The organism is Nocardia sp. XZ_19_385 (assembly GCF_015355755.1).
Taxonomy (GTDB): Bacteria; Actinomycetota; Actinomycetes; order Mycobacteriales; family Mycobacteriaceae; genus Nocardia.
Genome location: NZ_JACVEE010000003.1, coordinates 201,982 through 228,447, shown reverse-complemented (window position 1 = coordinate 228,447; position 26,466 = coordinate 201,982). Strand labels below are relative to the sequence as shown.

The window sequence follows — 26,466 nt, the reverse complement described above, 5'->3', positions numbered from 1 at the left end:
GCTGAGATTCAGCTCCCTCGGTAGGTGGAGTAGGCGAACGGGCTAAGCAGAAGCGGAATGTGGAAGTGGCTGCCGGCCGGGCCTTTCGGCTCGAACGTGATGACGGCTTCGGGGAAGAAGCAGTCCTGGCCGGTGGCGGCGGCGTAGCTGGCAATGTCGAAAACCAGGCGGTACTGGCCGGTTTCGAGCTCGTCGGGGCCGAATTCGCCGACGCGGCCGTCGGCGTTGGTGACCGCCTGGGCCACCAGCACCGGCTCGCGGTCCTTGACGAATTCCAGCCGGACCGGCACACCCGCGCCGGGCTTACCGAGGGCCGTGTCGAGCACGTGCGTCGTAATTGCACTCACGCCGTGGCCACCTCCATCTCATCGATTGCCTTGCGCAGCCGCAGAATCGCGATCTTGCGCAGCTCCTCCGCGACGACCGCCGCTTCGGTATCGTCGTCGTTGCCGAGGCGGGCCTGCAGGGCGGCCAGAATCTCCTCGGCGGAGAGCCCGGTGGCGCAGATCAGGAAGACCCGCCCGAACCGCTGCTCGTAAGCCTGGTTGCCGGCCATCAGGGACGCGGCGGTCGCCAGGTCCTGGCTGACGCCGGCCTGCTCGCCACGCGACCACTTGGCGTCGACGGTGCTGCCGTTGGCCCGCTCCCCGATCCGGGGGTGAGCGGCGAGGGCTCGGTCGACGTCCTCGGCGGTGAAGGTGCGAGCGGCGCTGTCGGCCGCCGCCAAGAGGCTGTCCAGATCGGCGTACGGCCGGCCCGCCAGGACGGCGTCGGCCCATGCCGGAACGTCGCAGCAAGCCAGTAGTACCGGCCGAAGTTGTTCGCTAGCGGTCGAATCGAACGCTGCCGTAGTCCCCAATTGCCTGGCCTTTCTCGTGTAGCGGAGGTCACATCCGCTTACTTCGAGAAGAGTGGCACAGGTCTCACTCGGAAATCAACAATTTGTTGAAAGTTGGGGTGAAAGCCCAAGTGGCGGGCTCAGGACCGGGTGCGGTTCAGATAGTTGTACACAGTGAAACGGGTGACGCCGAGCGCTTCGGCGACAGTCTCCGCCGATTTGCGGTAGCTGAACGCCCCGCGCTCTTCCAGCAAACGCACCGCACGCTGTTTGTCGGCCCGCTTGAGGTCGGTGAGGGAACTACCCAGTTCGGTCGCCACAGCGTCGAGCAGACGAGCCAGACCGCCCTCGGTGGTGGGGTCGGTGGCCGCGGCAGCCGCGGCGCTGTCTTCCCGCTCGGAGCTGTGTCCTTTGCCGACGATGCGCACAGCCGCCAGCGTGGCGCCTTCCCACACCAGGGGAACGTCATCGGGACCGCAGTCGCCGGGCGGCACGAGACGACCACCGACCCGGTCCAGCAGCGGTGTGATCGTCACCAGCACCGGGTGCGTGGGGTCGAGGTGTGTGTCAGTCATCGCCATCCCGCTCCACCTGCAAGGTCACCCGGGTCGCACCGTGGGCGAAGCCGGTCGCGAGGACATCGCGCAGCAGGTCCAGCAACTTCTCGCTCGGGCCGGACACCGAGGTGCCCAGCGGGCCGAAATCGCAATCGAGACCGGCGGCTTCGAGCACGGCGAGGGTCTCGGCGGCATGCGGCGGTGGATCGCCTTCGCCATGGAACGGCTCGGTGGTGAACTCAGCACGCAGCCACATGGGCATCAGGCTACCTGCGCTCTCGGAGAGAAATACAAAACATGGCTGTCAACCCAGCAAGGCCCCGCGGCACAGCCTTTGGGCTGTGCCGCGGGGCCGCGCGGAGAACTAGGCGAAGGCCAGCTCGATGGCGTTGATACTGAAGTACGCGACGAAGACCGCGCTGGTCACATACAGCAGCCAGTGCACTTCCTTGAACTTCCCGCGTGCCGCCTTGATCACGACGTAGGCGATCAGGCCCGCACCCACACCGTTGGTGATGGAGTAGGTGAACGGCATCAGCGCGATGGTCACGAAGGCCGGGATCGCGACCTCCAGATCGCTCCAGTCGATCTTGCGCGCCTGGGTCATCATCAGCGCGCCGACCAGCACCAGGGCCGGGGCCGCCGCCTGGATCGGGACAACCGCGGCGATCGGGGTGAAGAAGATCGCGGCGATGAACAGGCCGCCGGTCACCACGCTGGTCAGGCCGGTACGGGAACCCTCACCGACACCCGTCGCCGACTCGACGTACACCGTCGCACCCGCACCGCCGGCCGCGCCGCCGATGATCTGGCCGACACCGTCGACGGTCAGCACCTTGCCGAGACCGGGCATGGTGCCGTTCTCGTCGAGCAGCTCGGCCTCGTCGCAGACACCGAAGATGGTGCCCATGGCGTCGAAGAACCCGGTCAGCACCAGGGTGAACAGCACGATCGAGGCGGTCAGCGCACCGGCCGAGGCGAAGCCGCCGATCAGGTCGACGCTGAACATCAGACCGAAATCGGGTGCGGCGAACAGCTTTTCGGGCGTCTCCGGCACCACCGGACCCCAGGACTTGGGATCGATGGTGGCGTTGGCGTTGATGATGATCGCTACCACGGTGGCGATCGCGATGCTGATCAGCAGGGCGCCGGGCACCTTACGGATGAACAGCGCGAGCATGATCACCAGGCCGACCGCGAAAACCACCACCGGCCAGCCACTCAGATGACCACCCGCACCCAGCGTCACCGGCGGACCGGTGGCCTCACCGTGGCCCACCACGCCGGCCGAGACCAGCCCGATCAGCGCGATGAACATGCCGATACCGACGCCGATGGCGTGCTTCAACGCCGCCGGAATGGCGTTGATGATCATCGTGCGCAGGCCGGTCGCGGCCATGATCACGATGACCACGCCCATCAGGATGACCAAGCCCATGGCCTGCGGCCAGGTCATATGCGGCGCCGCCTGGAAGGCGACCACCGGGACCAGCCCCAGTCCCGCGGCCAGCGCCAGCGGCACATTGCCGACCAGCCCCATGAGCACAGTGCTCAAGCCGGCGGAGAACGCGGTGGCGGTGGTGAGCTGCGCGATGGAGAGCTTGTCACCGTTCATATCCGTGACGCCGCCGAGAATCAGCGGGATCAGCAGGATGACATAGGCCATCGCGACGAAGGTGGTGATACCACCACGGACCTCCCGGGACACGGTGGTCTTGCGCTCGGTCAGTTTGAAAAACCGGTCGTGCCAGGCTTTTCTGGGTACCGGCGGCTCGTCGGCGACGGGCTTGGTCTGCATCTGCGTCATTGGGCTTGCCCTCCTCAGGGCGCCGACTCGCGGTCCGGGATGGTATTCCGGCCACACGGTGTCGGTTATGCGGTTGTGGAGCGCCGCCGCCTCGTTGCGAAAGATGCGGCGCTCCCGTTGATCAACAGCTCCGGAAGATGTCTTCCGGTGGTTCCGGCACACGGTTGATGTGCACGGTGGTCCCCCGCGGGCGGCGCGCGTCACGGATGGCGGCAACGCCCGCGGGGGTGGCGGAGAGCATGGGTGGCTCGCCGTGGGTTTCCCGAATCTCCGGCCGCTGTAGCGACCTATCGAGAACTGCCGGGATGGAGTGCTGGTATTCGCGAGCTGCGCCGATGGCCCCCTCAATCAGGACATCGGCGGGTGCCGCGAATACCTCGGTCGTCATCGAGTTCCCTCCTGCAGCAGGCGTTTGCGGGCGTCGGCGCCGGCCCGGCCGGTGGCATCGTGGGCGACGGTGCGCAACTCGTCGTTCTCGACGACGGTGTGCCCGCCGACGATGAGCCGAGCCAACGGTGGAGTGGGGCCGAAAACCAAGGCGCACACCGGATCTTCGACCGCGGAGCGGAAGCCGTCGACGCGCCAGATGGCGATGTCGGCGAGCTTGCCGACCTCCAGGGATCCGATCTCGTTCTGGCGGCCCAGGTTTCGGGCGCCGCCCAGGGTGCCGAGCTCCAGGGCCTGGCGGGCGGTAAACGCCTTCGGGCCGCGCACGGCGCGCTGGAACAGCAGGGCCTGGCGCATTTCGCCTGCCAGGGAAGTCAATTCGCTCGAGGCCGCGCCGTCGACGCCGAGACCGACGGGCGCGCCCGCGGCGATCAGGTCGGTGACGCGGGCGATGCCCGCGCCCAGGCGGGCGTTCGAGGTCGGGCAGTGCGCGGAACCGGTGCCGGTTTCGGCGAAGCGGCGGATGTCGGCGTCGTGCAGGTGCACCGCGTGGGCGAACCATACGTCGTCGCCGAGCCAGCCCAGCTTGCCCATGTATTCGACCGGCGTGCAGCCCATCTGCTCTTGGCAGTGCTCTTCCTCGTCCAGGGTTTCGGCGAGGTGGGTGTGCAGGCGCACGCCCTTGCTGCGGGCCAGCGTGGCGGATTCGGTCATCAGCTCGGCGCTCACCGAGAACGGCGAGCACGGCGCGACCGCGACCCGCAGCATCGAATCGAAGGACGGATCGTGGTACTTGTCGATGACCTCGGCAGTGTGGGCGAGGATTTCGTCGCGGCTCTCCACCACCTCATCCGGCGGCAGGCCGCCGTCGGACTGCCCGCGGTCCATCGAACCGCGGCACGGGTGGAAGCGGATGCCCAGTTCCCGGGCGGCGCGGACCTCGGCGTCGAACAGGTCGCCGCGGCCCTTCGGGAAGATGTAGTGGTGATCGGAGCTGGTCGTGCAGCCGGTCAGCGCGAGCCAGCCCAGGCCCGCCGAGGCGGCGCCGTAGACGATGTCGGCGTCCATGCGCGCCCAGAGCCGGTAGAGCCCGGTCAGCCATTCGAACAGGGTCGCGTCCTGGAACAGGCCCTGGCTGGCCCACTGGTACAGGTGGTGGTGGGTGTTGACCAAGCCCGGGGTGACCAGGCAGCCGGTGCCGTTGATGCGTTCGGCGCCTTCGATCCGGGGGGCCGGGCCGGGGCCCAGCGCGGTGATCCGGCCGTTCTCGGCGACCAGATATCCGGAGGGGATCTCCGGCCCGGTGACCGGGGCGATGTACGCGTTCTCGATGACGGTCTTCATGCCGCTGCCTTCTCGGTGGATTGCGGATTGCGTGCCACCAGATCATTCAACGAGCCGTGGGAGCTCACCCGCATCAGGCTGCCGTCCGGTCTGCGTCGAAGTTGATCTCCGCGTTGCTAGACAGTAGCGCGAGGCTGCTGATCGCACGGGGACAGCTCTCGTCGACATCGGGCTCGGCCACGCCGGCGACGTCGCCCGGAACGGTGCGTGCCCCGAGCCGGGCGGCCTCGAACCCGAGCGCCTCGGCCCGGCTCACGAGTCGGGAGAAATCCATGTCCGTAAGTACAGCTGGCCGGAAGATGAACAGGTAGGAACGAGAAATCTGAACTGTGGCCCAGTTCACACCGCAAGGTTTGTACGTATCTCCAAATGCGGTAGGTACCCGGACCGCTGTTAGCGTATGAAACTGTGCGATTACGTTCCCTGCTGACCATGACGGCGCTAGGTCTGGACCTCCTCACCGGGGAGGAAGACCTGGACCGCTTCGTGCGCTGGGTGGTAACCACCGACCTGCTCGATCCCAGCCGCTACCTCTCCGGCGGCGAGCTCGTGCTCTCCGGGCTGCAGTGGCGCGACAGCCCCGCCGACAGCGAGACCTTCGTCAGCGCGCTGGCCCGGGCCGGAGTCGCGGGCCTGGCCGCCGGTGACGCCCGCTACGGCGGCGTGCCCGAGGACATCGTCGAGGCCTGCCGCCGGCACCGCATCCCGCTGTTCCGGGTGCAGGAGAACGTCGCGTTCGCGACGGTGACCGAGCAGATCACCCGCAACCTGTCCACCGGCCGCGCCGCCGACCTGAGCGCGGTGCTCGATCGGCACCGCCAGCTCGTCGCGGGCAGCGGTCTCGGATCGGTGCTGGATCTGATCGAGCGCGATCTCGGGATGAGCTGCTGGGTGATGTCCTCCACCGGGCGCGTTGTAGCCGGATCGGTGACGCCGCCCGAAGGGGTGACCGCGGAGTTTCTCCGGGCCCGCCGGCTTCCCCTGGTGCTGCGTGAGAACGGTTCTCCCTATTCAATTTTCGCTGTCGACCAGCACAGTACGTCGCGGGTCGCGGACTGGTTCCTGGTGTTCGAGGGCGACTGCACCGAATGGTCCGAGGAGCGCCGGGCGCTGCCGGGCGAGCTCGCCGCCGTCGTGTCGCTGGAGCGGGCCCGCCAGGACGATCGGCAGAGCGCCGAAGGGCGGCTCGCGCAGGAACTGATCGAGCTCATTGTCTCCGATGCCAAACCGGCGGAGATCATTTCGCGGCTGGAGCTGACCGGGCTCGGGCCCGGCGAGACCTACATCGCGGTCGCCGCGGCCTCCGCGGGTGACACCTTGCGGCCCGGCGAATTACGGGTCCTGTTGCGCGAAATCCTTTACGGCCGAAGGCCTGCCGCCGGTGTGGTCGACGGCGAGGCGATCGCGTTGATCCCGGCGCGCAGCTCGGTTCTCGACGAAATCCAGTTGGCCGTCAGTGAATTGGCGCCGGCGCTGGGTGAGAGCCGGCTGTCGGTCGGCGTGAGCGGCGTGGTCGACGGTGAAGGCCTGCGCGGTGCGGTCGAAGAAGCGCGCTACGCCCGTCGCATGGCGGGTCGCGCCGAACAATCGGCGAGCGTCGTCGGGCACGATCAGCTCGCTACACACATGCTGCTGCTCGCCAGCGTGCCCGACGAGGTGCGCCGGATGTTCCGGACGCGCTTGCTCGACCCGTTGAGCAGCTACGACCAGGACAATCGCGCGGATCTGGTGCACACGCTGGAGACGTTCCTGCAGTCCTCGGGATCGTGGACAAAGTCCGCCGAACTGCTGCATGTGCACGTCAATACGCTGCGGTACCGGATTCAGCGGATCGAGGAGCTCACCGGCCGCGACCTGTCGCGGCTCGAGGATCGAGTCGACTTCTTCCTGGCGCTGGCGTTGCGCTGAACGAAACGACCAGCCCGGCGCACACAGCGATCAGCACGAACGCCTGCGTTGTCTTAGGGCCGAACCCGTCGCTGCCGATGGTTGCCCAGGTCGCGACCAAACCTCCGGCAATACCCGCGACCGCGGTGATCGCGAGAGGCAGTGCGCCATGCGCGATTCGCGGTGCCGGTAGAGCCGCCGACAAGGCGCCGACCAGCAGGATCGCCAGCAACACATCACCCGGTCGATGCCAGCCCGCGACCACCAACTGAACGCCGATCAAGGTCACCCAGCCGGCCATCGCGACGGCCACCCACGGGCGCACCAGCCGCGGTGCCGCCATGGTCAGAACAACCGCGCTCGCCGCAGCAGCCGTCGTGTGGCCACTGGGTGCCGCGTTCGCGGCTGCCCACCCGGCGGCATCCGCCAATTCCGGGCGGTCGAGCACGACCAGGCGCAGCACTCGAGCGAGCAGGATGGCCGCAGGCGGGAACGCAAGATAAACCAGTGTCCGCCAACGCAATCCACTAACAACGCCGAACACTGTCACCAGCGTGGCGACACCGATCCACAACACCGGACTCGAAACCCACGGTATCCGTGCCCATCCCGGCACGGAGAGAACCGAAAGCTCGCTGCGGGCAAACAGGAAGACCTGCTGATCCCAGACCTGCCCCGCCGCGGTCCGCGCGGTCACGAAATACACCAACGCAGCCGCGACGCCGAGGATCAGCGCCAGCCAGATCCGTACTCCCCAAACCGAATTCGCGGCGATAGTGGCCGGGAAGGTCGGCGCGGCGGTCGATACCATCCGACGCATTGGTCTGGTCGGTACTTCACGACCAATGTGCTGGTCGCTCACGGGCACAGCGTCGTCGCCTGTTCGCCGGAGTTGCGGGCGGTGACACAGCCTGCCTCGAGTGTGCCGATCTCCGGGTCGGTGTACGGAACGCTTCCGAAGTTGGCGACGACGGTCAGCTGGTCACCGAATTCGGTGCGCTGGACCTGCTTGTCGGCGGTCAGCCAGCGGAAATCGGTGAGGGCGGCTGTTCCTGCGGCGTCCTGGGTGAACTGGAAGAACTCCTCGGCCGTGGCCATCGATGGACCCCATTCCGCGATGGTGTCGAGGTTGACGTTGTAGTTCAGTGGCGCGTTGTAGAGCATGGCGGCCAGGGTGCGGGTCTTGGCGAGTGCCGGGAACTTGTTGAGGCCCAGTTCCCAGCGGTCGGTGCTGACCACCGAATCGTGGAAGACGGTCTGGTACATGGGAATCCGGTAGGTGAAGTCGAACATCTGGCGGGTGATGTCGGCGGGCAGGTCGACTGGTTTCAGGAAGTTCGCGGGACCGTTCTTGCCGGACCAGCCGCCCCAGAACTCCCTGTCGCGCTGTAGCTTCCAGATCCCGTCGGGTGTCGGGGTCGACGAGCCGTGGCTGAAGTCGACCGCCGAATTCGCCCAGGCGCCAACCGTTTCGGAGCCGACGACGAACCGCGGCATCAGCGCGCGCATTCGCGCGAGGCGGTTGTCGCGGTCGCGCTGCTCGGTCATCGGGTGTTGCGGGGAGTAGTCGCGGAAGGTTTCGCCGGTGCCGTCGACGTCGACGAAGTAGCTGTTCACTCCGTTGGCGCTCATCTGCTGTTCGCGTTGGGCCAGGAGTTCAGGGTGCTGGGCCAGCGCCTCGGAGCTCAGGTAGCAGCCGCGGCCGCCGAAACCGCTCTCCGGCTTGCCTTTCGCGTCGAGGACACAGCCGTCGGGCCAGATCGGGTCCGGCCATTTCGAGGTGGGAGCGTCGATTTCGCCCTTGGGGTCCTGCACGTTGGAGAACGTGTCGTAGGGGCCGATCAGGTAACCGGTCTGTTCGGCGGCGTCCACCGCGTCTGTGCCGATCTGCGGGTCACCGGAGTCATATCCGAGCCAAAGTTTCCGCAGGCCAGCGGCTCTCAGGGCCTCGACGCCCTGCGCGCTGCGGCCGTCACCCCACAGGTAGACATGGAACGCGCCGAGAAGCTTTTCCACGTCCGGGTTTTCGCGGATCTTGTCGTTGAGCGAGCTGAGTTGTCCATGACTGTCGAGCCACTGCCGGTAGTCCAGCGAGCTGTCGATCGGACCACCGCGGGTGGGGTCGAGGATCACGGTGTAGGTGCCGGTCGCGGCGGCCGGATCGAAGTCGTGTTTCACCGTCGCGCCGAGTCGCTTGTCGCGGTCGGTGAAGGTGACCGTGCTGCCGATGTCGGTCGGAATGATGTAGCTGCCGCCGGTGCCGGGCGTCGCGCCGGAGAATCCGAGGCCGGGGAAGGTGAGGTCCTGGAGTCGGCGGCCGTCCTCGTTCACGATGCCGGTCTCCGGGTCGGTCCAGAGCGGGTCGTCGGCCGGGATGTCCAAGCCGTCACCGTTGGGGAGCTGGATCGACCGCACGGTGGCGGGCATGACCGGCCACGACAACGACGCCGTCTTGTCGGCGGTGACGGACAGCGCGATGCGGTCACCATCCGGGCGCGCGGAGACGGCCAATCCGACCTTCGGTAGCGACCAGCGCAGCGCATCACCATCGCGGGTGACCTCGCTCGGCGCTCCCAGGTCCTCCACGGCACCGTCGGAGAGCGGGCCGATGTCGGAGTCGACTTTCAGCGTGGCGGGATCCACATCGATGGTGTGCTCAGCGGTAACCAATCGAGGTTTACCGTCGACGAGCTGTAAGTTCGCCGAAGCACTCTGGGCGGAGTTCACCAACGAGCAGCCCGACGCAGCAATGGCCGCTACGGCGGTTAGCAACATCACCGCATACCGTGTGGGTCGTGTTCGCACTGTTTCCATAGGCACTCGGGCGAAGGTAGGCAGCGACGATGAGCGATTCATTAGAGGCACCGCGCGTGCTTGTCGTGGACGACGATCCCAACGTCCGCGAGGCACTCGGCGACGCCCTATCCGCCCTCGACCACTACCGAGTCGAGCGCGCGGCCGACGGCCTCGCCGCCCTGAAAATCCTCGACAACCACCGCGTAGACGCCGTCGTCCTGGACCTCACCATGCCCCGCCTCGACGGCTCCGCCCTCTGCCGCCGCCTGCGCGCCGCCGGCGACAGCACGCCGATCCTCATCCTCACCGCCCGCGACACCACCGCCGACCGCATCCAAGGCCTCGACGACGGCGCCGACGACTACCTCGGCAAGCCTTACGACCTAGGCGAACTCCGGGCCCGAGTACGCGCGCTCCTACGCCGCGCACCGAACCGCACACCCGAGGATCCCTCGAGCATCGAACTCGGTGACCTGCTCCTGAACCCGCAGTCCCGCCAAGCGACCCGCGCCGGCGCAGTCATCATCCAATTCACGATGACCGAATTCGCAGTCCTCGAACTCCTCGCTCGCAACACCGGCCTCGTCCTGTCCCGCGACACCATCGCCGAACGCGTCTGGGGCGGAACCCTGCCCCAGACCAGCAACGCCATCGATGTCTACATTCGCTACCTGCGCCAGAAGCTCGATGCCGCAGAATGCCCGCCGCTGATCCACACCGTGCGGGGTGTGGGCTACCAGGTGCGAGTGCCCTGATGGAGCTCCCTGACGGCCCCGCCTCGGTGCGCGCCAGCTCCGGTATGCAATTCGTGCACTTTTCGCCTGAAACCGGCCGAAGTCGCCGACTTCAGCGGATAAGTGCACGAATTGCATACAACCCGACAGTGGGTGGGTCTGAGGCCACGTCATGGAGGTGTCGATGATGGTGCGCCGCTTGTCTTTACGCCGACGTGTTGCGGTTGCTGCTGCTGCCGCCGCCGCATTGCTGGCGACCGGAATGGCGCTGGGGGCGTTCTTGCTGTTCCAGCGTGAGGTGCACCGCCAGGTGGATCAGACCCTGGTCCAAACCGCGACCTCGACGATCCGCGCCGAGAAGCACGGCATCTGGGCCCCGGAGCAGGCTGGGACCTGTCGCTGGCTGACCTCCCCACCGTGCAGCCGATTCGTCTCTGCCACAGCTGATTCCACAGCTCCGCCCGATCCGGACGCTGCGGCGTTGACGATCACCGATCCGGAACGAGAGATCGCCCGCCACGGCACCGGCCGCCTCTTCGAGGATCGCGAATACCGCGGCTACCCCGTCCGAGTCCTCACCACCGCCGTGAATGACGGCCGCGCAGTACAGGTTTGGACGCGCACAGACAGCATGTCCGCCAGCATTCGAACCTACGCTCAGGTCCTCGCCCTCGGCGTGCTCGCCGCCATCGTCCTCGCCTGCACCGCGGGCTACCTGGTGACCCGCATCGGCCTGCGCCCCCTCGGCAGCGTCGCGGCCGTCGCCCGCCGCGTCGCGCGGACCGCTGACCCCGACGAACATCTTCCGGTCCGCGGCAACGACGAACTCGCCGACCTCTCGACAAGTTTCAACGACATGCTCGCCGCCCTCGGCAAGGCCCAAGCCGCCCAACGACAGCTGATCGCCGACGCCTCCCACGAACTACGCACCCCACTCACCGCCTTGCGCTCCGACGTCGAACTCCTCAGCGCCCCAGACCTTCCCGAGGCCAGCGCCGACCGCGCCCGAGCCCGGATGCGGTCCGGCCTCGACAATATGACCGAGCTGGTCACCAACCTCCTCGACCTGGCCCGCATCGACGAAGCCGGTCTCCGCCCCGACCGCGAACTCCTCCCCCTCGACGACCTCGTCGAGCAGGCAGTCGCCCGCTACCCGCACGCCGCCATCGAACGCGACCTGAGCCCACTCGACGTCTACGGCAACCGCACTCACCTACTGAGCCTGCTCACCAACCTCATCGACAACGCCCTGAAATACGGTGCGCCACCGGTGGTCATCTCCATCCACGACCAAACCCTCTCGGTCGCCGACCACGGCCCCGGCGTCCCGGACGCCGACGCATCCCGGATCTTCGACCGCTTCTACCGCTCCCCCGACGTCTCCGCGGTCCCCGGCTCCGGTCTCGGCCTCGCCATTGTCGCGCGCGTCGCCCACACCCACGGCATCACGGTCACCACCCACCGCACCGCCCCGACCGGCCTCACAGTCGCACTGACTTTCCCTGTAGCTCAACATAATTGACGGGCGACGAACTACCACCCGGCAGGTACGAAGCAGTAGGTAGCCGGTTCTTCCTCGTCGACAAAGGGAAACAAGAAGGTGCGGGCAATGAATTCGCTATCCTTTCCGGCCTCGGTCGGCACCCCTTCCTCACACACCTTGGTATCGGCCACACCTAGCACTCTGCGGTCGAATCTCGCCGAGCCGTCGGCACACACCGGATCGAATTCATAAGTGCTGCCGTACTTCTTGTAGCAGTTACCTTCGGTCAAATTCGGTTTCGCACACGAAGTCACGATCGTGTAGTCACCGTCGCGCGTTCCGTCGGTGGTGATTCGAATCTGGCCCGAGGCGCACTGGCCGTCCCGCTCGAGCTCCGACACCACAACCTGCCAGGTCGCAGTCGGATCCGCGCAGTCGACGGGGTCGATGGGGCCGCTGATCATCACCTGTCCCGACTTGTTCGTACAGTCGCCGGTCGCCGGCACACGGATGGGCTGCCTGGCGCCCTCACCCAGCAGATCGATTACCGAGTTCTTTTGCGACTCGTACCACCACCAGCCGCCAGCACCGCCACCGACCACCAGAATCAGAACAATGACCAACGCGACAATCGGCCCGCGGCTCTTGTGCGGCGGCGGATACCCCGGCCCTGGCGAATATCCCGCCCCTGGATAGACCGGCGACGGCCCATAATGGCCGTACCCCGGCTGACCTTGTACCCCGCCGCCGTAATGGCTGTTCACCCCTGCTCCGATCCCGAACCGGGAGACCCCCATCCGGTCCCTCCCCGGCCGGATTCTGCCACAGTGGTACCTGATGACCACCTCCACCTTTCAGCGAATCTCTCGCCTGCGCACCCTGATCGAGCACCCTCGCACCGGGCCCAACGAACGCGCTGCGGCTCAGCGCATGCTCGATCGAATCCTCAGCAAGTCCGGCGCGGAAACCGGGGATTCCGACCGCACCTACGGTGAGCGCCACCGTCGTCTCGGCAAACACGCCGACCTCTCCGCCATCGCCGACATGGTCCGTGACGACATCGCCCTGGCCCGAAGCGTCCACGTCACTCCTGGTTCCCCCGGCGAACTCGCCCCTGTCGACCCCCTTGCCGACGCCCCCACTCAGCTCAGCTTTATGGTCGGCACCACCAACCCCGGTGCCATCGACATCACCATCGACGACATCCCGCCCGCTTGGGGCTGGACCGACAGCACCGAAACCCCCACTCCCGCTTTACAATCCCTTGCCACCGAACTGGCCGAAATCCTCAACAGTTACAACCACACCGGCCCCGGCCTGCCGCCTCGGTTCTTCGGCCGTATCCGCGCTGGGGACCGCACCCTGATCTGGTAATCGCAGGTCACCAACTTCTCTTCAGCCACCTGCTGTTGACAGGCACGCGGCACGTTGTAGTACGTTCACTCTATATAGAGCGAACCATCTATATCAGGCAAGGGAGACGGCACATGTCCGATGAACTGTTCGGTGTCGCAGCGGAAATCGCGCGGGCCAGCAAGTACGGGTTTCTGACGACGGTGGTCGAGGGAGCTGCACGGACGCGGCTCGTGCAGACCGCGCAGGTCGATGCCGACGGGACGATGTGGATCGGGACGAGTCCGAAATCGCGGAAGGCGGTTGATGTTTCGTTGCAGCCGGAAGTCACCTACGCGATCGAGGATCGGGCCACGCTGGCCTACACCTGTCTGTATGGCGCCGCCGAAATCGTCGACGACGCAGCGGAATTGAACGCCAAATGGCAGCAGGGGTACGAGATGTTCTTTCCCGAAGGACCCGAGGGCGGGGACTTCGTGTTGCTGCGGCTGCGGCCACGGGCGGTCGAGGTCATGGACTTCACGCGTCGAATCCATCCCGCGCCATACGGTTTGAAGGCGGCACGGGCGGAGCGAGCGCTCTAGCGATTCAGTCGGCGGTCGACGGCCGGTGGGAGTGCGCGTAAATGCTCACGGCGATGAGCAGCGCCATCAGGACACCGGCCACCGGGACGGGGTAGGGCGTGAAACTCGCTGCCAGGATGAGCGTGCCCAGCAGCGGCATGGTCCAGGCGTACGGCGCGTTCGCGCCGTGTGGCCGGACCATCAGCCACCACACCACCAGCAGATAGCAGAAGACCGGGACGGTGACGGTCAAGCCCGCCTGGGTCGTCGACAAGACGGTGTGGTGCTCGACCTGGGCGATGTTGACCGACAGCCCCGCGCCGACCGCCGCACCGGCCGCGAAGATCACGTAGTGGCCGTAACCCCATAGGAACGGCTGCAAAGTCGTCGCCAGCAGCTCACCGGCGTTCATCGAGAAGTAGACCCACCACATGGCGAACACGATGAGCAGTCCGCCCGCCGCGATCAGCAGCAGTTCGATGTTCGCCGCCGCGGTCAGCGCATCGCGAAAAGCGTTGGTGGCGGACAGGATTGTCTCGCCGAGCACGATGATGGTGAGCAGCCCATAGCGTTCGGCGATGTGATGCGGGTGCCACGGCATCGGCCACGCCCGATCCGCCCACAGCGGCACCAGCAGTTCGGCGACCACCATCGCCAGGAAGCCCCACTGCCGCAGTTGCTCGGGCAGCGCGAAGATGACCACGGCCCACCCGGCCATGGCCAGCGACTCCCCGCCCGCATACCGCAGCATGGTGGTCCGCGCCTGCGGATGCGCGGTCGCCGCCCGCACCTGCTGAGCGACCAGACCGACACGCATCACCAGGTAACCGACGAACACGATCGCGAAATCGCCGTCGTCGAAGGCCCGCGGCACCCCGGCCGCGAGCACAAGCACGCCGGTCATCACCAGCAATGTGGACAGCCGATACGGCACATCGTCGGTATCGAAAGCCGACGCGAACCAGCTGAAGTTCATCCACGCCCACCAGATCGCGAAGAACACCATGAAGTAGCTCGGTATCCCCGCCGCGAAGTGCCCCTCGGCCAGCGCGTGCTCCAACCGCAATGCCACCTGCGCCACCGCGACCACAAAGCACAGATCCAGCAGCAGCTCCAACGGCGTCGCCGCCCGATGCTGCTCCTCCGGATTCCGCGGCGTCATCCGATGCCGCCAAGTCCACCCACTGGTCCGATGCTCGGTCATGAAGGCATCGTAGGGACCCCGCCCCTCGAATTCCGGATCCGACGACGGCGATTCGAAGCGGCTGAACACTCCTATCGGCTTCAGCGGACGCAACTGCCACGGCGTCGCGCACCGCGAAACAGATCTGCGCGCTATTCAGGCAGTTGCCAAGGCGACAAGCTGATCAGATGCCGGAGAGGTGCGCAGACACGTTAGTGGCCGCGACGAGGAATGGTCGCCGCAGATAGGCAGGCGGCGGCGACTACACAGACGCCGAGGAGCTGGAACGCCCGCGGGTAGCCTCCGAGTACGTGGGCCAGGGCGGTGGCGGCGAAGGGGGCAAGAGCTGAGGCGACGATCGACGGCGCGGCGAGCAGCCCGGAGAGGCGCGCGTAATGCGAGGTGCCCCAGCGGTCGGTGACAGCGGTGGCTTTCAGCAGCGTGAGGACCCCGCGGGCCATGCCCGCGAGCACCGCGGCGGCGATCAATGCGGTAGTGGTGGTGAGGCTTCCGAGCAGGACGGTGCTCGCGGCGATGCCGAGCAGGATCAGCGCTGTGCGGGTGCGGACTCTGGTGTGGCGCTCCAAGGTGCCGTAGCCGATCCGACTCAGTACTTGACCGGCACCGCCGAGCCCGAGCGCGAGTGCGGCCGTACTTGTGCTGAGGCCGCGCTCGATCAACAGCGGCACCAGCAGGATCACCGCCGCGGAGACCGCGAAGGAGGTGGTCGCCAAAGCAACTGTCAGAGTTAGGAATTCACGACTGCGTGCGGCTCGATCCGGACTGACAGCATGCCCAGGCGCGGCAACCGGGTGTGGTGGCCAGCGCAGCCGTAGCCCATACCAATGCGCGGGCACCGTCAGCAGAGCGAGGATCACGGCCAGTATGAGATAGGTTGCCCGCCAATCGAACCGCTGCGCGATAGCCGCGGTAAGCGGAGCGAACACGGTGCTCGCCAAACCACCCGACAGCGTCAGGATGGTCATCGCCCGGACCCGCCGGACGCCATGCCACCGCGTCAGTGCCGCGAACGCGGGCTGATACAACACCGCGCTCTTGGCCGCGCCCACCAGCAGCCACCCGACGAAGAACCAGGCAATGTGCTGCGCCGAAGCGACCAAGGCCAGCGACAGGACGCCCAGGACCGACCCGGCGCTCATCACCCCGCGCGGCCCATAGCGATCGAGCCACCGCCCGACCGGTATTCCCGCGCCCGCGCCCACCAACTGACCGGCCGAAAACGCCGCCGTCAAAGCCGTTGCCGACCAGCCGGTTTCGGCGCTGATCTGCCCGGCCAGCACCGGAAACGCGTAGTACAGAATCCCCCAGCTGGTGATCTCGGTGAGGCACAACACCGCCAGCACCCGTCGCAGCTCCGAATCGCTCGCGGGCTCGTTCGACACCGAGATGTCTTGTCTCACATACTCACCACTCGCTGTGGACACCAACCGTCCCCGATCAACGTTATCGGCTCGTCGTCCCGGCCGACTACGCACGGGGACGACGAGGGGGTGTCTCAGCGATTCAGCAGCGGCAGCTGCGGACTCCCGTTCGGCGCCGACAACGCCAGGTCCTGCGCTGCGGGCGTCGAGCAGCACCCGCCGCCGGACTCCTCGGCCGGGGCGTCAAAAAGCCCTGAGCCACCGCAGACTCCGGTGTCCGGAAGCACCAGCTCGACGCGTTCGGCCGCTTCGTGATCTCCGGCCAACGCGGCGGCGATGGAGCGGACCTGCTCGTACCCGGTCATGGCCAGGAAGGTCGGCGCCCGGCCGTAGCTCTTCATCCCGGCCAGGAAGACGCCCGGCTCCGGATGCGAAAGTTCCTTCACACCATGCGGATACACGGTTCCGCAGGAGTGCACATTGGGATCGATCAGGGACGCGAGGGCGACCGGGGCCTGCAGCGTGGCGTCCAACTCGAGCCGGATCTCCGAGAGCCAGGAAAGGTCGGGGCGGAACCCGGTCAGGACCACCACCTCGTCGACGGCTTCGACCGGATTTCCCGCGGCCGGGATCAGAACAAGGCGACCAGCGGCGTCGCGGTCGACGGTTTCGGTACGGAAGCCGTACACGACCTCGACATGCCCGGCCTCGACCGCCTTGCGGCCGTGTTCCCCGAGCGCACCGCGAGCGGGCAGTTGATCATCGGCGCCGCCGCCGAAGGTCGTACCGATGTCGCCGCGCCGCAACAGCCAGGTGATCCGGGTGCCGGGATGATCCTCGGCCAGCGCGGCGAACGCCACCAGCGCGGTGAGCGCCGAATGTCCGCTCCCGGCGACGGCCACGTGCTTGCCCGCGTATCGGGCCACGCCCGCGGCGTCGGTGAGATCCGGAACGCGATAGGTAATCCGTTCGGCCGCAGCGTGTTCCCCCATGGCCGGCAGTCCGTCGCCACCCAGCGGGCTCGGTGCGGTCCAGGTGCCGGAGGCGTCGATCAGCGCCTGGGCGGCGATGCGTTCTTCCCCCGCGGCGGTGCGCACATGCACGGTCAGCGGCTCGGTGTCACGTCCCGCGTCGACGACGCGGTCCCGTCCGCGCCGGGCCACACCGATGACCTCGGCTCCGTAGCGGACCCGATCCCCCAGCCCCTCGGCGAGCGGCCGCAAATAGCGCGAAACCCATTCCGCGCCGGTCGGATACGAGGCCAGGTCCGGTTCCCGCCAATCCGACTCCGCCAGGATCGGCCGGGCGGCGGGCGCGATGAGCTCGGCCCAGCGGGAGAACACCCGCACATGATTCCACTGCGCCACCGCGGCGCCGGCCTGTGCGCCGCGTTCGAGCACGAGCACCGGAAGTCCGCGTCCGGCGAGTTCGGCGGCGGCCGCCAGACCGACCGGCCCGGCGCCGACAACCACGACAGGGAGGGCATTCATCGCAATCCTTCTTTCATCGATACTCATCGATTGACTGGAATTGAGAGTATCGACTGGGGTCGATGAATGCAACCATCGATTCTGATCGATATACTGGCTCCATGCGCACCGCACTGCCGCAAGCCCAGATCCTGCCCACCGGCGAAGCCAGCACCTACGCCGAGTGGTTCGCCTGCCTGGCCGAACCGGTGCGGGTCCGGCTGCTGCACGCGGTGGCGACGACGCCGAAGGGGATCACCGTCGGCGCGCTGACCCAGATCCTCGGCACCAGCCAGTCGACTACTTCGCATCACCTGCGCAAGCTCGCCGACGTCGGCTTCGTGCGGTTGCAGAAAGAGGGCACCGCCACCATCGTGACGGTGAACCAAGCCTGCTGCGCGGGTCTCCCGCACGCCGCCGACGCGGTGATGGGCCTGCTCGCGCCGCGACCATGCTGCCCGGAGGATGTACCGGACGACGTCACCGTCCGCGCCCTGCACTCCGAGGATTGGAGTGCGGTCCGGCGCATCTACGCCGAGGGCCTCGCGACCGGCATCGCCACCTTCGAAACCACCGTCCCCAGCCGCGCGAGCCTGGACGCGCACTGGCTGCCCGACCACCGGTGGGTCGCCGAGATCGACGGCGAAATCGCCGGTTGGGCCGCGCTCGGCCCGGTGTCGACCCGCAGCTGCTACTCGGGTGTGGCCGAGACCTCGGTGTACGTCGCCGATGGCCGGCGCGGTCGCGGCGTCGGAAAAGCCTTGCTGCACAAGCAGGTCAACGCCGCGGACGAGGCCGGCCTCTGGACGCTGCAATCCTCGATCTTCACCGAGAACCGCGCCAGCATCGCGCTGCACCACGGTGCCGGTTTCCGCACAGTCGGTGTTCGCGAACGCATCGCCGAGCGCGACGGCATCTGGCACGACACCGTGCTGATCGAACGACGCTCCGGCGCTTGCTGACCTCTGGGCGAAAGCTCTCGGTTCACCAGCTGTTTGCTTGCTCTCTGATTCGATATCCGTCAATATAGACGCATGTCGAAGTCAGAGCTCTCGGTGACACCTGCGCAAGGGTGTTCTCCGGCACCGATGGTGCGTGAGCCACTCACCGCCGAAGCCGCCACCGAGTTGGCCGGTGTGTTCAAGGCGCTGTCGGATCCGGTCCGCTTGCGTTTGCTGAGCGCCATCGCCAGCCGGGACGGCGGGGAAGCCTGTGTCTGCGACCTCTCCGCGGGCATCGACCTCACCCAGCCGACGATCTCCCACCACCTGAAGGTGCTGCGCGAAGCCGGGCTGCTGTCCAGCGAACGGCGCGGAACCTGGGTCTACTACCGGGTGGAACCCGCCGCGTTGGCGCAGCTGTCACGGCTGCTCGACATCGCGTTGCCGACGGGCGCCGCCCAGTGAGCCCGCTGGCACGCCGGATTCTCGCCGAGTTCATCGGCACCGCGCTGCTGGTAGCCGTCGTGGTCGGCTCCGGCATCGCCGCCCAGCAACTCTCGGCCGGTGACGTCGGCCTGCAACTGCTGGAGAACTCGACCGCCACCGTATTCGGCTTGGCGGTGCTGATCCTGGTCTTCGGACCGATCTCCGGCGCACATTTCAACCCGGTCGTCTCGGCCGCCGACTGGTTGGCGGGCCGCCGCCGCGGCACCGGCCTGGCCCCCGTCGAACTCGCGTCCTACATCGGCGCGCAGATCGGCGGCGGCATCCTCGGATCGATCCTGGCCAACGCCATGTTCGACCTGCCCGCACTGCAGATCTCCACCCACCACCGCATCACCAGCGGCCACCTGATCGGCGAATTCATCGCCACCGCGGGCCTGCTCATGGTGATCTTCGCGCTCGCCCGCAGCGGTCGCGCGGCGCTGTCGGCGGTCGCGGTCGCCGCGTGGATCGGGGCCGCGTACTGGTTCACCAGTTCCACGTCCTTCGCCAACCCGGCCGTCACGATCGGCCGGGTCTTCACCGACACCTTCGCCGGTATCGCCCCGACGTCGGCCCCGGCCTTCATCGCCGCCCAAATCCTCGGCGCCGGAGCCGGATTGGCCTTGATCATCGCCCTCTATCCCGATACCGGCGACCACGCGGACCATGTCGTGGTCGGCCACGACCAACCCGCGCAGCACTGACCCGCTCTACCGAAAGGCGTTATCCGCCATGGCTTCCAAGCCCAGTGTCCTGTTCGTCTGTGTCCACAACGCCGGGCGCTCCCAAATGGCTCAAGGCTTCCTCACCCACCTCGCGGGCGATCGGATCGAGGTCCGCTCCGCGGGCAGCGCGCCCGCCGAGTCGGTGAATCCCGCCGCGGTACAGGCGATGTCGGAGGTCGGCATCGATATCGCCGATCAGTCACCGAAAATCCTGTCCGCGGACACGGTGCAGAGCTCCGACGTGGTGATCACCATGGGCTGCGGGGACGCCTGCCCGTATTTTCCCGGCGTCAGCTACCGCGATTGGGTGCTCGACGACCCCGCGGGTCAGGGTGTCGAGGCAGTGCGGCCGATCCGTGACGAGATCAAGAAGCGGGTCGAGGAATTGATCGGCGAGCTGCTGCCGAACTGAGGGCGCTCAGAACGGACGTGGTTGCGGCCGAGCCTCTTCCAGCTGCGCGGCCACCGACAGAATCGTGGTTTCGCCATTCGACGGGCCGACGAGCTGGACCGCGAGCGGCAAGCCGTCGGTGCCGACTCCGGCGGGAACGGAGGCCGCCGGATGGCCGGTGACGTTCCACATGCCGGTGTAGGCGACCATCGGCATCGAGCGCAGGAGGGCGCGGACGCTGCCCGCGCCGTCGAGCACACCGACGCGGGGCGGACGGATCGCGATGGTGGGTGTCAGCAGCAGATCGCAGCTCTCGAAGAGACGATCGACCTTGTGGGCCAGCGCTTCTCCGTGGCGTATGGCCCGCTCGATGACCGGTCGGCGCGCCCAGGCACCGAGGGCGACGGTTTCGCGGGTGCGGCGCTCCAGCAGCTTCGGGTCGTCGACGAGTTCGGCCTCGGCGCGGACGCCGCCGAAGAACTGCGGCAGGAAGGCCGAGGTCGGGTCCGGGTAGTGCGGGTCGATCTCGAAGACCGAATGGCCCAGGCTCGCCAGCAGTTCGGCGGTGTCGAGCACGGCCTGGACATGCTGGGGATCCGGTTTTGCCAGGGGCGTCGGCGATTTCGTGCTGTAGCCGATGCGAAGCCCGGCGCTCGGCCGCGAGGCAGCCGCGACGAAGGACATGATCGGGTCCGGTGCGTGGAAACGATCACGCGGTGTGCTGCCGCGGATCACGTCGTAGACGAGGGCGCTGTCGTAGACGGTGCGCGTCAGCGGGCCCACGACGCCCAGTGCCCACCAGAGGTGTTCGTGAGGCGCGGTCGGCACCCGTCCGCGCTGCGTCTTCAAGCCGAATAAGCCACAGCAGGCCGCCGGAATGCGGATCGACCCACCACCGTCGCCGCCGATCGCGACCGGCACCAGCCCGGCCGCCACGGCTGCGGCGGAGCCACCGCTGGAACCGCCGGTCGAACGGGTGCGGTCCCAAGGATTCCGAGTGACGCCGTGCGTGGTGGATTCAGTGAAGGGCCACTGCCCGAATTCCGGCATCGCCGTCTTCCCGACGATCACCGCACCGGCCGCCCGCAGCCGCCGCACCACCTCCGAATCGGCGGTGGCCGGCCGGTGATTGGCGCGGGTGCCGAACGTCGTGACCTCGCCGGCCAGGTCGAGTTCTTCCTTCACCGCGATCGGGATGCCGTGCAGCGGACCCAGGTCCGCGCCCGCGGCGCGTTCCCGGTCGCGCTCGGCGGCTTCGGCCCGCGCGCGGTCGCGCAGCACGGTACTGAAGGCGTTGAGGTCGGACTCGCCGATCCGTTGCAGGGTGGCCTCTACCAGCTCCGCGGCCGAGATCTCCCCCCGGTCCAGCAGCTCCCGCTGCTCTCGCACTCCGGCAGCCACGATCTCGTGCATGTCCTTCATATTCAGCGACCCGCTTCTCCGGTCCGGACCATTACGGCCGGATCACCTTACCCTCGATACGCCATCACGGTTTCATAACAACGAGCAGTGGGTACTAACAGACTATGACGGATCACCGACCCACCCGGATTGCCGGTATGGAACCGGGGACCGCAGTTCTGGCATCTTCGACCTGCCTGGCCTTCTCGGCTGGAATCGCCGCCATCACGCGGTCAACCGGCGTTACCCTCGCTGCCTGCGCCAGCCTCGCCATCGGGCTCGCCCTAGTTCTGAACATCCTGCCGCACAAGGCATAACGCCACCTCACGCGGGGGCGTCACCGTAGACCGTGAGCCAGATCGCGCGACCGAGCGCCTCGGCGAGTACCTCGTCGGCCACCGGGGCGGCAGCGGAGAAATTCACCGCGATCGTACGCTCCACCATCGAAGCCAATACCAGTGCCGTTGCGGCGGCATCCAACTCGGCGCTGACCTGGCCGGTGCGCTTGTCGGCTTCGAGCCGCTCGCGGACCAGGCCGAGGAACATGGCCACTCGCGCCCGCCAATACGCGCCGACATCCCGGTCGTAGGCGGACACTTCGCTGAGTGCGAGCAACAGGTAGCGGTGCTCACGGAATCCCGTGATCATCGCCCGCATTGCCACGACCACACCGGCCTGCTCGTCGGTGTGGTCTGCGCGCCACCACAATTCGGCCGCGCCGAACAGGTCGGTGGTGGCCAGCTCGGCCATGCGGATGAGCAGCTGACTCTTGTCTGGAAAATAGCGATAGAAGGTCGACCGCGCGATCCCAGCGGCCGTCGCGATGCGCTGTACGGCGATCTCGGTGAACGGAATGCCTTCGGCCAGCAGCTGTTCGAGCGCGCCGAGCACTCGCCGCTCCAGATCGGTGCGGCGATCGTCGTCCGGCGGCCGAGCGGGGCGCGCGGCGCGGGTCAGCGAGGGCATCGGAGGTCCGGTGTCGAGTCCGCCATGGCTGCCATTGTGCTCCTTCGCCTTCCACACCCGGCCGCCATCTGACCCAGACAGGTGTTGACATTCGACCGCGGTGCGCTCACCATCGGACACAGTGTCCGAGACATAGTGACCGAGAGCAACCATGATCGAATACGCAGCTCCCACACCGCAATTCGACGGGTGCGGGGTGTCACGAACGCCGTCGAGCAGGTGGATGCGATCGTGGTCGGCACGCGCTGTGCCGGATCCGCCGCCGCCATCGCACTCGCCCGGGCCGGGCGGCGGGTAATCGGTTTGGACAGCGCGCGATTCCCGTCCGACACGGTGTCGACACATCTGCTGTGGCCCGCCGGAGTCGCGGAACTGGGTCCGCTGGGAGCCGCCGCGGCCGTCGAGCACCTGGGCGCACCGCACCTGACCCTCGCTCGTGCGGGCGGCTCGGGATTCTGCGTCACCTCGCGGTTCAGCCCGGTCGACGCCATCGATTACGCGCTGTGCGTGCGCAGACCCGGCCTGGACGCCGCGCTCGTCGACACCGCCCGATCGGCGGGCGCCGAAATACGGGAGCGCGCGAAGGTCGGCGAAATCGTATGGGACAGTGGACGCGTCGCCGGCGTCCGGTACACCGACCGCGCGGGCGCGACCGTGGAACTGCGGGCCCCGCTGGTGATCGGCGCGGACGGCCGGCGCAGTACCGTCGCCCGGCTGGTCGGCGCCGACCAGCCGTACCTGAGCGCCCCGAGCGGCCGGGACTGCTATTTCGCCTACTGGCGCGACGCCGGTTCCACGCAGCGCCACATCGCAGCCCAGTGGCGTGCGGGCGCCGACCTCGGCACCGCGTTCCCCTGCGACGACGGGCTGGTGCTGAGCCTGGTGCAGCCGCCCGCCGCACCTGCCGAACCCGGACGTGCCGAAACCCGGTATCTGGCAGCGCTCGACCGCCTGCCCGCGCTCGCGACGCGGCTGGAAGGCTGCACCAGGGTCGGCCGGGTGCGCGCTGCCACCGGCATCGTCTCCTATTTCCGGCGCTCGTCCGGGCCGGGCTGGGCGCTGCCCGGCGATTCGGGTCATTTCAAGGATCCCGTTACCGCCCAGGGGATTCGAGATGCCCTGCGCTACGGCCGCCTGCTCGGCGAAGCGGTGGCGCCGGTTCTCGACGATCCGGCCGCGCTCGATCGCACCACGCTGGAATGGGAGCGCGCACGAGCCGGTGAATGCCTGGACATGTACCAATGGACCAATCGACTGGCCCGCGCCGAACCGATGCGGCCGTTGGAGATCGAGCTCTATCGCGCCGCCCAGCACGAGGCCGCCCTCGCGTTGGCCGCCACCGAAATCTTCTCCCGCACAACGACACCCAAAGAGATCCTGACGCCCGCCCGGGTCACCGCGCTGACCGCGCGCGCCTTGCTGCGCGGCGCACCCGCCGATGTTCTGGTGAACCTGGGCCAGGAAATCCGCGACGCCGCCGCCGAATGGCTGCAAGCTCGCGCCGCCGCCCAGGCGATTCCGCTCTCCCCTGCTCCCGCGCCTGCACCCCGACCATCCGCGCAGGCGTGCGGTCCCGTTCCCAGGAGCTAGCCATGCCCGATCCCCGACCCGCGTCCGGCCTCGATCTCAGCAGACGCGACGTGCTGCGCGGCGCGCTCATCCTGGGCGCCGCGCCCGGCCTGTTCGCGGGACAGGCCCACGCCCAGCCGCAAGCGCCGGCCCTGCACACCACCGGCCGCTCGGTCGCGATCTTCGGCGGCGGCGTCGCCGGGCTGTCGGCGGCGCACGAGTTGATCGAAAGAGGGTACGAAGTAACGGTTTACGAGCCGTTCTACCTCGGTGGCAAGGCCCGCAGCATGGGGGTTCCCGGCACCGGAACCGACGGACGCGCGGACCTGCCCGGCGAACACGGCTTCCGATTCTTCCCCGGCTGCTACCAGAACATTCCGGACACGATGCGCCGAATCCCGTTCCCCGGCAATGCCGATGGCGTCGCCGGAAATCTGGTCCGGGTCGACGGCGCCATCGCCGGATTTCGCGATCTGCCACCGATCTTCGCGCCCGTCGAGCTGACCGGCCTGCGGCACCTCACCCCGGAACTACTCCAGACGGCGATCATCACCGCGTTCAGCTTCATCCCGCAACTACCCCCGCTGGAGCTGGCGTTCTTCGCCCGGCAGATGGCCGTGTGGTTCACCTCCTCGAACGAACGTCGTTACGGCCAATGGGAATACGTGACGTGGGAGGCGATGCTGCAGGCGCACGGCAAGTCCGCGGCCTACCGCGAGTACCTGGTGAACGCGCTGACCCGGATCACCGTCGCCGCGAAACCACACGTGAGTTCGGCACGCACCATCGGCACCATCGGCGAGGCGCTCGTGCTGGCCGGTTCCGGGCTGATCCCCCAGTTCAGCGGCGGCGTGGATCGGATCCTGAGCGGGCCGACCAACGAGGCCTGGATCGATCCCTGGGTCACCTATCTGCGGTCTCGCGGAGTGGTTTTCGTCATGGGGCAGCGCGCGACCCGACTCCACCTGCGGGACGGCGTGATCGCCGGGGTGACCGTCGCGGGCTCCGGCGGCACGAGGACGGTCCAGGCCGACTGGTACGTGTGCGCCATGCCCGTCGACAAGACCGTTCCCCTGCTGACCGGCGACATCCTCGACGCCGACCCGCACCTGGCGGGCATGCCCGCCCTGACAACCGACTGGATGGTCGGCATCCAGTACTACCTGCGGCAGTCGACTCGCCTACCGCAGGGACACATCGCCGCCCTCGGATCCCCTTGGGCGATCACCGCACTGCGGCAGGCGCCGATGTGGCGCGGCGACTTCGCGGCCCGCTACGGCGACGGCACCGTGCGCGAATGCCTGTCGGTCGATGTCTCGGACTGGGATTCCCCCGGCATCCGCTACGGCAAGATCGCCAAGGACTGCACGGCCGCGGAAATCGCCGCCGAAGTCTGGGCGCAGCTGAAGCGCTGGCTCAACACCTCCACCGACTGGCTGCACGACGGGGACATCCACTCCTGGCACCTCGACCCTGGTGTCACGTGGTCCGCGGGCGGAATCCACAACGAGACCCCGCTGCTGGTCAACTCCGTCGGCTCCTACGACAATCGCCCGCACGCGCACTGCGCGGTCCCGAACCTGTTCTTCGGCGGCGACCACGTGCGCTCGCACATCGACCTGGCGACCATGGAGGGCGCCAACGAATCCGGCCGCGCGGTCGCCAACGCCGTGCTCGACGCCGCGGACGATCCGGCGCCGCGAGTCCCGATCCACCCCCTGGTTTCGCTGCCCGCCTTCGAACCGATCAAGCAGCTCGACGCCGACCGATTCCGAAAAGGTCTGCCGCACATCATGGACAGCTGATCACTTCTCGCCCAGCCGCTTGGCCAGCCGGACGTTGGCCGCGCGCAGAGCGGCATTGTCGTCCTCGAGATCCAGGATGCGGCCTACGCCGGCGATATTGATGCCCGCGTCGACCAGCATGGTAATGCGCTGTAGTCGCGCCAGATCGTCGCTGCTGTAGCGCCGGGTACCGCCGTCGCTGCGGGACGGGGTCAGCAGCCCGTGGCGCTCATAGAGCCGCAGTGTCTGCACTCCTATACCGGACAGCCCCGCTGCCACCGAGATCCCGTACACACCGGCGGCGGGATCGGGCAGGTGGGCGGCCCGATCTTGCTCCTGATTCATCCGGCCTCCCTCGACTCTGATCTGCCAACACAGATTATCTGAATTCACCTCTTGCACTGTTATACCGCCAGTGCT

The 26,466-nt window shown here is 67.6% G+C and carries 28 protein-coding genes; 11 read left to right on the top strand and 17 right to left on the bottom strand.

What is annotated here, in order from left to right; all coding sequences use genetic code 11:
* Positions 1 to 8: 8 nt before the first annotated feature.
* From uraH to IBX22_RS24625, 8 genes are all read right to left on the bottom strand, one after another.
* Positions 9 to 347: a hydroxyisourate hydrolase gene (gene uraH / locus IBX22_RS24660; protein ID WP_194818086.1), complete on the bottom strand. Its 339-nt coding sequence runs from the start codon at positions 345 to 347 to the stop codon at positions 9 to 11.
* Positions 344 to 859, bottom strand: a complete 516-nt coding sequence (gene uraD / locus IBX22_RS24655) for a 2-oxo-4-hydroxy-4-carboxy-5-ureidoimidazoline decarboxylase (protein WP_194818085.1) — start codon at positions 857 to 859, stop codon at positions 344 to 346. The genes uraH and uraD overlap by 4 nt, the downstream gene beginning before the upstream one ends.
* Positions 860 to 978: 119 nt before the next feature.
* Positions 979 to 1,413 (bottom strand): helix-turn-helix domain-containing protein, encoded by a 435-nt coding sequence (locus tag IBX22_RS24650; protein WP_194818084.1) that lies wholly within the window; start codon positions 1,411 to 1,413, stop codon positions 979 to 981.
* Positions 1,406 to 1,651, bottom strand: a complete 246-nt coding sequence (locus IBX22_RS24645) for a thiamine-binding protein (RefSeq protein WP_194818083.1) — start codon at positions 1,649 to 1,651, stop codon at positions 1,406 to 1,408. The genes IBX22_RS24650 and IBX22_RS24645 overlap by 8 nt, the downstream gene beginning before the upstream one ends.
* Positions 1,652 to 1,759: 108 nt before the next feature.
* Complete coding sequence (locus IBX22_RS24640; protein WP_228539559.1) at positions 1,760 to 3,193, bottom strand: NCS2 family permease; 1,434 nt, start codon at positions 3,191 to 3,193, stop codon at positions 1,760 to 1,762.
* Between the two features lie 130 nt (positions 3,194 to 3,323).
* On the bottom strand, positions 3,324 to 3,590 hold the full coding sequence (locus IBX22_RS24635; protein WP_194818081.1) for a hypothetical protein: 267 nt from the start codon (positions 3,588 to 3,590) through the stop codon (positions 3,324 to 3,326).
* Positions 3,587 to 4,933, bottom strand: a complete 1,347-nt coding sequence (locus tag IBX22_RS24630) for an 8-oxoguanine deaminase (RefSeq protein WP_194818080.1) — start codon at positions 4,931 to 4,933, stop codon at positions 3,587 to 3,589. The genes IBX22_RS24635 and IBX22_RS24630 overlap by 4 nt, the downstream gene beginning before the upstream one ends.
* 73 nt (positions 4,934 to 5,006) lie before the next feature.
* The gene (locus tag IBX22_RS24625; RefSeq protein WP_194818079.1) at positions 5,007 to 5,207 is read right to left on the bottom strand and encodes a hypothetical protein; all 201 of its coding nucleotides are present in this window, start codon (positions 5,205 to 5,207) and stop codon (positions 5,007 to 5,009) included.
* A gap of 134 nt (positions 5,208 to 5,341) precedes the next feature.
* Here IBX22_RS24625 and IBX22_RS24620 point away from each other — a divergent pair, with 134 nt between their 5' ends.
* Complete coding sequence (locus tag IBX22_RS24620; RefSeq protein WP_194818078.1) at positions 5,342 to 6,841, top strand: PucR family transcriptional regulator; 1,500 nt, start codon at positions 5,342 to 5,344, stop codon at positions 6,839 to 6,841.
* On the opposite strand, the gene IBX22_RS24615 is transcribed toward IBX22_RS24620, so the two are convergent.
* Entirely contained in the window at positions 6,774 to 7,631 is an 858-nt protein-coding gene (locus tag IBX22_RS24615; RefSeq protein ID WP_194818077.1) for a phosphatase PAP2 family protein, read from the bottom strand. The genes IBX22_RS24620 and IBX22_RS24615 overlap by 68 nt on opposite strands.
* Before the next feature lie 47 nt (positions 7,632 to 7,678).
* Positions 7,679 to 9,490: a glycoside hydrolase gene (locus tag IBX22_RS24610; protein WP_194818076.1), complete on the bottom strand. Its 1,812-nt coding sequence runs from the start codon at positions 9,488 to 9,490 to the stop codon at positions 7,679 to 7,681.
* A gap of 173 nt (positions 9,491 to 9,663) precedes the next feature.
* Here IBX22_RS24610 and IBX22_RS24605 point away from each other — a divergent pair, with 173 nt between their 5' ends.
* Entirely contained in the window at positions 9,664 to 10,371 is a 708-nt protein-coding gene (locus IBX22_RS24605; RefSeq protein WP_194818075.1) for a response regulator transcription factor, read from the top strand.
* Between the two features lie 163 nt (positions 10,372 to 10,534).
* Positions 10,535 to 11,872: a HAMP domain-containing sensor histidine kinase gene (locus IBX22_RS24600; RefSeq protein WP_194818074.1), complete on the top strand. Its 1,338-nt coding sequence runs from the start codon at positions 10,535 to 10,537 to the stop codon at positions 11,870 to 11,872.
* Positions 11,873 to 11,883: 11 nt separating this feature from the next.
* On the opposite strand, the gene IBX22_RS24595 is transcribed toward IBX22_RS24600, so the two are convergent.
* Positions 11,884 to 12,597: a hypothetical protein gene (locus tag IBX22_RS24595; RefSeq protein WP_194818073.1), complete on the bottom strand. Its 714-nt coding sequence runs from the start codon at positions 12,595 to 12,597 to the stop codon at positions 11,884 to 11,886.
* 73 nt (positions 12,598 to 12,670) lie between these two features.
* On the opposite strand from IBX22_RS24595, the gene IBX22_RS24590 reads away from it, so the two are divergent.
* Together IBX22_RS24590 and IBX22_RS24585 are read left to right on the top strand one after the other, a co-directional pair.
* Entirely contained in the window at positions 12,671 to 13,207 is a 537-nt protein-coding gene (locus IBX22_RS24590) for a hypothetical protein (protein ID WP_194818072.1), read from the top strand.
* Positions 13,208 to 13,320: 113 nt separating this feature from the next.
* Positions 13,321 to 13,770, top strand: a complete 450-nt coding sequence (locus tag IBX22_RS24585) for a pyridoxamine 5'-phosphate oxidase family protein (RefSeq protein ID WP_194818071.1) — start codon at positions 13,321 to 13,323, stop codon at positions 13,768 to 13,770.
* 4 nt (positions 13,771 to 13,774) lie between these two features.
* Here IBX22_RS24585 and IBX22_RS24580 read toward each other — a convergent pair whose 3' ends face one another.
* The 3 genes from IBX22_RS24580 to IBX22_RS24570 form a co-directional block, all read right to left on the bottom strand.
* Positions 13,775 to 14,953: a low temperature requirement protein A gene (locus IBX22_RS24580; protein WP_228539393.1), complete on the bottom strand. Its 1,179-nt coding sequence runs from the start codon at positions 14,951 to 14,953 to the stop codon at positions 13,775 to 13,777.
* A gap of 191 nt (positions 14,954 to 15,144) precedes the next feature.
* Positions 15,145 to 16,353, bottom strand: a complete 1,209-nt coding sequence (locus IBX22_RS24575) for an MFS transporter (RefSeq protein WP_309234776.1) — start codon at positions 16,351 to 16,353, stop codon at positions 15,145 to 15,147.
* Positions 16,354 to 16,448: 95 nt separating this feature from the next.
* Positions 16,449 to 17,804: an FAD-dependent oxidoreductase gene (locus tag IBX22_RS24570; RefSeq protein WP_194818070.1), complete on the bottom strand. Its 1,356-nt coding sequence runs from the start codon at positions 17,802 to 17,804 to the stop codon at positions 16,449 to 16,451.
* Positions 17,805 to 17,905: 101 nt separating this feature from the next.
* On the opposite strand from IBX22_RS24570, the gene IBX22_RS24565 reads away from it, so the two are divergent.
* The 4 genes from IBX22_RS24565 to IBX22_RS24550 all read left to right on the top strand — a co-directional run bounded on the left by IBX22_RS24565 (position 17,906) and on the right by IBX22_RS24550 (position 20,347).
* Positions 17,906 to 18,745, top strand: a complete 840-nt coding sequence (locus IBX22_RS24565) for a metalloregulator ArsR/SmtB family transcription factor (protein ID WP_228539392.1) — start codon at positions 17,906 to 17,908, stop codon at positions 18,743 to 18,745.
* Positions 18,746 to 18,817: 72 nt separating this feature from the next.
* A complete protein-coding gene (locus tag IBX22_RS24560; RefSeq protein WP_194818068.1) occupies positions 18,818 to 19,189 on the top strand; it encodes a helix-turn-helix transcriptional regulator in 372 nt (123 codons plus the stop codon).
* On the top strand, positions 19,186 to 19,914 hold the full coding sequence (locus IBX22_RS24555) for an MIP/aquaporin family protein (protein ID WP_194818067.1): 729 nt from the start codon (positions 19,186 to 19,188) through the stop codon (positions 19,912 to 19,914). Before IBX22_RS24560 ends, IBX22_RS24555 begins: the two co-directional genes overlap by 4 nt.
* A 28-nt stretch (positions 19,915 to 19,942) precedes the next feature.
* Positions 19,943 to 20,347, top strand: coding sequence for an arsenate reductase ArsC (locus tag IBX22_RS24550; RefSeq protein WP_194818066.1), 405 nt, complete (start codon positions 19,943 to 19,945; stop codon positions 20,345 to 20,347).
* Between the two features lie 6 nt (positions 20,348 to 20,353).
* On the opposite strand, the gene IBX22_RS24545 is transcribed toward IBX22_RS24550, so the two are convergent.
* Together IBX22_RS24545 and IBX22_RS24540 are read right to left on the bottom strand one after the other, a co-directional pair.
* Positions 20,354 to 21,739 (bottom strand): amidase, encoded by a 1,386-nt coding sequence (locus tag IBX22_RS24545; protein WP_194818065.1) that lies wholly within the window; start codon positions 21,737 to 21,739, stop codon positions 20,354 to 20,356.
* 312 nt (positions 21,740 to 22,051) lie between these two features.
* The gene (locus IBX22_RS24540) at positions 22,052 to 22,750 is read right to left on the bottom strand and encodes a TetR/AcrR family transcriptional regulator (RefSeq protein WP_309234775.1); all 699 of its coding nucleotides are present in this window, start codon (positions 22,748 to 22,750) and stop codon (positions 22,052 to 22,054) included.
* 132 nt (positions 22,751 to 22,882) lie between these two features.
* On the opposite strand from IBX22_RS24540, the gene IBX22_RS24535 reads away from it, so the two are divergent.
* Both IBX22_RS24535 and IBX22_RS24530 read left to right on the top strand, forming a co-directional pair.
* A complete protein-coding gene (locus IBX22_RS24535) occupies positions 22,883 to 24,283 on the top strand; it encodes an FAD-dependent monooxygenase (protein WP_194818064.1) in 1,401 nt (466 codons plus the stop codon).
* Positions 24,284 to 24,285: 2 nt separating this feature from the next.
* The gene (locus IBX22_RS24530; RefSeq protein WP_194818063.1) at positions 24,286 to 26,067 is read left to right on the top strand and encodes an FAD-dependent oxidoreductase; all 1,782 of its coding nucleotides are present in this window, start codon (positions 24,286 to 24,288) and stop codon (positions 26,065 to 26,067) included.
* On the opposite strand, the gene IBX22_RS24525 is transcribed toward IBX22_RS24530, so the two are convergent.
* Entirely contained in the window at positions 26,068 to 26,391 is a 324-nt protein-coding gene (locus IBX22_RS24525) for a helix-turn-helix transcriptional regulator (RefSeq protein WP_194818062.1), read from the bottom strand.
* Positions 26,392 to 26,466 lie beyond the last annotated feature (75 nt).

Coding starts and splice junctions, on each gene's coding strand:
- IBX22_RS24605 (WP_194818075.1), top strand. CDS start 9,664: ATGAGCGATTCATTAGAGGCACCGCGCGTGCTTGTCGTGGACGACGAT.
- IBX22_RS24570 (WP_194818070.1), bottom strand. CDS start 17,804: ATGAATGCCCTCCCTGTCGTGGTTGTCGGCGCCGGGCCGGTCGGTCTG.
- IBX22_RS24530 (WP_194818063.1), top strand. CDS start 24,286: ATGCCCGATCCCCGACCCGCGTCCGGCCTCGATCTCAGCAGACGCGAC.
- IBX22_RS24615 (WP_194818077.1), bottom strand. CDS start 7,631: ATGGTATCGACCGCCGCGCCGACCTTCCCGGCCACTATCGCCGCGAAT.
- IBX22_RS24630 (WP_194818080.1), bottom strand. CDS start 4,933: ATGAAGACCGTCATCGAGAACGCGTACATCGCCCCGGTCACCGGGCCG.
- IBX22_RS24635 (WP_194818081.1), bottom strand. CDS start 3,590: ATGACGACCGAGGTATTCGCGGCACCCGCCGATGTCCTGATTGAGGGG.
- IBX22_RS24565 (WP_228539392.1), top strand. CDS start 17,906: ATGCGCACCGCACTGCCGCAAGCCCAGATCCTGCCCACCGGCGAAGCC.
- IBX22_RS24580 (WP_228539393.1), bottom strand. CDS start 14,953: ATGACCGAGCATCGGACCAGTGGGTGGACTTGGCGGCATCGGATGACG.
- IBX22_RS24585 (WP_194818071.1), top strand. CDS start 13,321: ATGTCCGATGAACTGTTCGGTGTCGCAGCGGAAATCGCGCGGGCCAGC.
- IBX22_RS24590 (WP_194818072.1), top strand. CDS start 12,671: ATGACCACCTCCACCTTTCAGCGAATCTCTCGCCTGCGCACCCTGATC.
- IBX22_RS24545 (WP_194818065.1), bottom strand. CDS start 21,739: ATGCACGAGATCGTGGCTGCCGGAGTGCGAGAGCAGCGGGAGCTGCTG.
- IBX22_RS24525 (WP_194818062.1), bottom strand. CDS start 26,391: ATGAATCAGGAGCAAGATCGGGCCGCCCACCTGCCCGATCCCGCCGCC.
- IBX22_RS24645 (WP_194818083.1), bottom strand. CDS start 1,651: ATGTGGCTGCGTGCTGAGTTCACCACCGAGCCGTTCCATGGCGAAGGC.
- IBX22_RS24560 (WP_194818068.1), top strand. CDS start 18,818: ATGTCGAAGTCAGAGCTCTCGGTGACACCTGCGCAAGGGTGTTCTCCG.
- IBX22_RS24600 (WP_194818074.1), top strand. CDS start 10,535: ATGATGGTGCGCCGCTTGTCTTTACGCCGACGTGTTGCGGTTGCTGCT.
- IBX22_RS24625 (WP_194818079.1), bottom strand. CDS start 5,207: ATGGATTTCTCCCGACTCGTGAGCCGGGCCGAGGCGCTCGGGTTCGAG.
- IBX22_RS24550 (WP_194818066.1), top strand. CDS start 19,943: ATGGCTTCCAAGCCCAGTGTCCTGTTCGTCTGTGTCCACAACGCCGGG.
- IBX22_RS24650 (WP_194818084.1), bottom strand. CDS start 1,413: ATGACTGACACACACCTCGACCCCACGCACCCGGTGCTGGTGACGATC.
- IBX22_RS24640 (WP_228539559.1), bottom strand. CDS start 3,193: ATGCAGACCAAGCCCGTCGCCGACGAGCCGCCGGTACCCAGAAAAGCC.